General features: G+C 72.2%; 5 protein-coding genes. 2 read left to right on the top strand and 3 right to left on the bottom strand.

Annotation, left to right across the window (positions count from 1 at the left end):
• Window positions 1-86 precede the first annotated feature (86 nt).
• The 3 genes from Q7F20_RS17790 to Q7F20_RS17780 all read right to left on the bottom strand — a co-directional run bounded on the left by Q7F20_RS17790 (window position 87) and on the right by Q7F20_RS17780 (window position 3,075).
• Window positions 87-1,112, bottom strand: coding sequence for an ABC transporter substrate-binding protein (locus Q7F20_RS17790; protein WP_305741393.1), 1,026 nt, complete (start codon window positions 1,110-1,112; stop codon window positions 87-89).
• 71 nt (window positions 1,113-1,183) lie between these two features.
• Window positions 1,184-1,957, bottom strand: a complete 774-nt coding sequence (locus Q7F20_RS17785; protein WP_305741392.1) for an amino acid ABC transporter ATP-binding protein — start codon at window positions 1,955-1,957, stop codon at window positions 1,184-1,186.
• Window positions 1,957-3,075 (bottom strand): amino acid ABC transporter permease, encoded by a 1,119-nt coding sequence (locus Q7F20_RS17780; protein WP_305741391.1) that lies wholly within the window; start codon window positions 3,073-3,075, stop codon window positions 1,957-1,959. Before Q7F20_RS17780 ends, Q7F20_RS17785 begins: the two co-directional genes overlap by 1 nt.
• Before the next feature lie 132 nt (window positions 3,076-3,207).
• Here Q7F20_RS17780 and Q7F20_RS17775 point away from each other — a divergent pair, with 132 nt between their 5' ends.
• Window positions 3,208-3,459, top strand: a complete 252-nt coding sequence (locus Q7F20_RS17775) for a DUF4287 domain-containing protein (RefSeq protein ID WP_305741390.1) — start codon at window positions 3,208-3,210, stop codon at window positions 3,457-3,459.
• A gap of 70 nt (window positions 3,460-3,529) precedes the next feature.
• Window positions 3,530-4,501 carry a hypothetical protein gene (locus Q7F20_RS17770; protein WP_305741389.1) on the top strand — a complete coding sequence of 324 codons (972 nt, stop codon included), beginning with the start codon at window positions 3,530-3,532 and terminating at the stop codon, window positions 4,499-4,501.
• Window positions 4,502-4,553 lie beyond the last annotated feature (52 nt).

The raw sequence follows: 4,553 nt of genomic DNA, 5'->3' as shown, positions 1-4,553 counted from the left end.
CCCGGCCCCACCCCGAACCCACACGACCACACGCCGGCACCCCCGCAGCCGGTCGGCCACGGGGGTGTCGGACGGCGCGCGCGGCGTCAGCTCGCGTCGAGCGGCAGGCCCTCCGGGTTGACCTCGGACTGCTTGACCGCCTCGTTCGACAGGTTGTACGCCCGCAGCCACTTCGCGTAGGTGCCGTCCTCGATGAGCTCGTCGATCGCGTCCGCGACGGGCTTCGCGATGCCGCTGTCCTTCTTCGTCGTCGCGGCGATGAGGCCCTGCAGCGACGAGCCGGCGCCGGAGTAGGTGCCCGCCGTCTTGGTCGGCTTCGCGGTGCCCTTGCTCTGCGTGTTCTGGTACGCGATCGTCGGGTTCGGGCCGAAGTAGGCGTCGATCTTGCCCGAGTCGAGCGCGAGCTTGATCGCGTTGCCGTCCGGGTAGTACTTGATCGTGAAGTCCTCGCCCTTCGCCTGCAGGTCCTTCTGCCACTCGAGCAGGATCTTCTCCTGGTTGGTCCCGGAGCTGACCGACACGGTCTTGCCCGCGAGCACGGACGGGTCCCCGTCGAAGGTCAGCGAGCTCGAGGCGAGCACCTGCAGCGCGAGGTTGTCCTGGCGGTAGGAGGCGAAGTCGTACTTCTCCTTGCGCTGCTCGGTCACCGTGATGTTCGAGAAGCCGACGTCGTACTTGCCGCTGTCGATGCCGACGAAGAGGTTGTCCCACGTGGCGTTCTTCACCTGGGGCTCGAGGCCGAGCTTCGCCGCGACGAGACGGCCGAGATCGGGTTCGGAACCGGTCAGCGTCTTCTGGTCGTCCCCGGTGAAGGCGAGGGGCGGGAAGCCCGACGGCAGCGCCCCGACCCCGATGGTCAGCGTGCCTGCGTCGCGGACGGACGCGGGGAGCTCGTCGTGGAGCTTCGAGTCCTCCTGCACGGAGACCTTCGTCTCGGTCGCGGCACCGTTCGACGCCGCGCCGATCGTGACCGTGCCGTCGTCAGAGCCGGAGCCGGAGCCGGAGCCGGCGCTGGCGTTCGCGGCGCAGCCGGCCAGGGCGACGACGACACCGGCGGCGAGGACGAGGGCGCCGGCGCGGTGACGCCAGCGGGTGGGGGTGATGGTGGGCATGGTGCTCCTGTCGGGCATGGGTGGGTGCGGGTGGGGTCAGCGGACGCGGGACAGGAAGTCGCGCGTGCGGGTCAGCGGACGCGGGACAGGAAGTCGCGCGTGCGGGGGTGCTTCGGGTCGTCGATGAGCTGCGCGGGCGACCCTTGCTCGACGACCCGGCCGTGGTCGAGGAAGACGACGTGGTCGGCGACCTCGCGGGCGAAGGCGACCTCGTGCGTGACGATGACGAGCGTCGTGCCGGACTCCGCGAGGTCCCGGATCACGCCGAGCACCTCGCCGACCAGCTCGGGGTCGAGCGCCGAGGTCGGTTCGTCCAGCAGGACCACCGAGGGCTCGAGCGCCAGTGCCCTGGCGATCGCCACACGCTGCTGCTGCCCGCCCGAGAGCTGGCGTGGGCGCGTGGCTCCTCGGTCGCCGAGGCCGACCCGTTCGAGCAGCGTCTGTGCCCGGGCCCTCGCGGTGGCGGCGGGGACGCCGGAGGCGATCGGTCCCTCGGCCACGTTCTCGAGCGCGGTGAGGTGCGGGAACAGGTTGAAGTGCTGGAACACGAACCCGATCCGGGAGCGCTGTCGGAGGATCAGCCGCTCGGGCAGCTCCTTGTAGCGGGGGACGCCGTCGCGGCCGGTGCGCACGCGGACACCGATCGTCTCGCCGCCGACGGTGACGACACCGCGGTCGAGGGGCTCGAGGTGGTTGATCGCCCGCAGCAGCGTGGACTTGCCGGACCCGGACGGACCGAGGATCACGGTGACGCTCCCGGACGGCAGGGCCAGGTCGACCCCGTCGATGACGACGTTCTCGCCGAAGGCCTTCACGGCGCCGTGGATGCCGATGCTCGCGCTCATCAGATCGCCCTGTCGTTCGTGGTGGAAGCGGAGGAGGCGACCGCCTGTTCGGCGGCGGCTGCGTCGGCACGGCGAGCCGCGCCTCCCGGTCCCGCCGACCGCCTACGGCCACCGGCCGGACCACGCCGCACCGCGGCACGGAACCGCTGGAACGGCGTCGGCGGCAGCGCGCGGACCGAGCCGCGTGCCGTCCAGCGCTCCACGTAGTACTGCACGACCGACACCGCGCTCGTGAGCGCCAGGTACCAGATCGTCGCCACGACCAGCAGCGGGATGATGTCGGTCGGGTACGTGCTCGACAGGTTCTGCACGACACCGAAGAGGTCGAGGAGCGACACGTAGAACAGCAGCGACGACGCCTTCAGGAGCCCGACGATCTGGTTCACGAACGCCGGCACGATCGAGCGGAGCGCCTGCGGGAGGATCACCCGCACGAACTGGCGGCGGCGGGGGAGGCCGAGGGCCTGCGCGGCCTCGTGCTGCCCGTGGTCGACGGCGAGCACGCCGGCGCGGACGATCTCCGACGCGTAGGCGATCTCGCTGAGGCTCAGTCCGATCACGCCGATGGCCAGGTCGCCGAGGACGTTCGCCGTCGGGACCTCGAGCTGCGGTCCGAACGGGATGCCGATGCCGATGCTCGGGTACAGCGACCCGAGGTTGTAGAGGAAGACGAGCACGAGGATCAGCGGCACGGATCGGAACAGCCAGACGTAGCCCCACGCGAGTCCGGACAACACCGGGTTGCGCGAGAGCCGGGCGATCGCCACGACGATGCCGCCGGCGAAGCTGATCACCGCGCTCAACGCCGTCGCGACGAGCGTGAGCTGCAGGCCGGTCAGGATCGCCGGACTGAACAGCCACTTCCCGACCGCGGGCCAGCCCCACTGCTCGTTCGTGAAGAGCGTCTCGACGAAGTTCAGCAGGACCACGAGGACGACCGCCGCGGCGATCCACCGCAGCGGGTGGCGCAGCGGGACGACCGGCCGGTCCAGCGCGGCGCGTCCGGCGGCGTCGATGGTCGCCTCGGTCGGACTGGAGGCGCGGTGTGCGTCCGCCCCGTCCCTCGCGCTCTCGGGGCGGGTCACGGCATCCCGCTCCGTGTCGGTGATCTGGGTCATGTCGCGACCGTAGGAGGGGCGCCGAGGCGCGACAACGTCCCGTGAAACACATCGGCACGGGAGGGAACGCGGCGTCACACAGTCGCCGTGGATGACGCCCCGTGACGCACGGCGGCGGTTATCGTGACTCGCATGACCGCACACCGCGTGACCGCACCGGAGCTCCCGGCCGACGGCAGCAAGCCGAAGGGCCCGGCGTCGTACTTCCCGAGCATCGAGAAGACCTACGGTCGACCGGTGCAGGAGTGGCTCGACCTCGTCGCCGACCGGCTGGACGGCCAGAAGCACATGGAGGTCGTCGCCTGGCTCAAGGAGGAACACGGCCTCGGGCACGGGCACGCGAACGCCCTCGTCGCCTTCGTGCGGAACGCCCTCGGAGCCTGAGTCCGCTCGTTGCTGTCGCCGCCTCGACCCGACGCGTGCGGTTGTCGGTGGTGCTGCCTAGCGTGACAGCGTGGCCGAACCCGTCGACGCGTGGTGGCGCCGCCGACAGTGGTCGCGCGGCGCGGCGGTGCCGTACGCCGTGGGGGAGTTCCGCGCGGAGTGGTCCTCGTACCCGGTGCTCGTGCGGCAGTACCACCCGGAGTGGAACCACGGCGTCGTCCTCAGCCAGGTGCCACCCGCTGCCGAGGTCCTGCTGACCTGGGAGTGCGACGTCGGGCACGTGTTCGTCGCGACCCCGGGTGAGCAGCGCTCCCGCCCGGGGCGAGAACGCCGTCGGTCGGTCTGGTGCCCCGAGTGCGCCGTCCAGGCCCAGCCGCAGCGCTGGCCCGTGCTGCCGTCCGACTGGCCGGCCGCAGTACCGGTCCCGCAGCGGGTCGTGCGGGTCACCGGTCGGCAGACGCTCCCCGCGGCACCGGCTCGTGGGACACCGGCGGGTGCGGTGGCGTCGACCCGATCCCGTCCTCGTCGGCCGGAACCCGGTGCGCCGCGCCGCCCTCGGCCTCCGGCCGCCCCGCGGTCGATCTGCCCGAAGACCCCGCGGCTGCCCTCGGGGGAGTCGTTCACGAGCGTGTGTGCGCCGGCGACGGCCTCCGCGGTCGAGGCGGAGCTCCGGGCCGCCCTCGCCGAGCGGTTCGCCTTCACCTTCGACCACACCGCGATCCGCCTCGACCGGCCGTTCTTCGACCACGTCGAGGTCTGGCCGGACATCATCCTGCCGGAGCTCCGCGTCGCGATCGAGTACGACTCCACCGGGCGGCACGGGCTCGAGCACGTCGGACCCCGGCAGGAGACTGACCGCCGGAAGGACCGTGCCGTGCGCGGTGTCGGGTGGGAGGTCGTCCGGATCCGGACCGGGCGGCTGCAGGCGCTCGGGCCGTACGACCTCGAGGTCTCCGGGATCTCCGGCCGGACCATCGCCCGCCTGGCCGACACGCTCCGCGAGGTCCGCGGGGCGCTCTTCGTCGACGCCTACGCGCGCTGACGGGCGCTGCCGCGCGCCGCGGGCGGCTGCGCCGCGCTCCGCGCCGCACCCC

It is taken from the genome of Curtobacterium sp. A7_M15 (assembly GCF_030705415.1).
In the GTDB taxonomy this organism is placed as follows: domain Bacteria; phylum Actinomycetota; class Actinomycetes; order Actinomycetales; family Microbacteriaceae; genus Curtobacterium.
The sequence above is the reverse complement of the archived record's forward strand: the minus strand, read 5'-3'. Positions and strand labels throughout refer to the sequence as shown.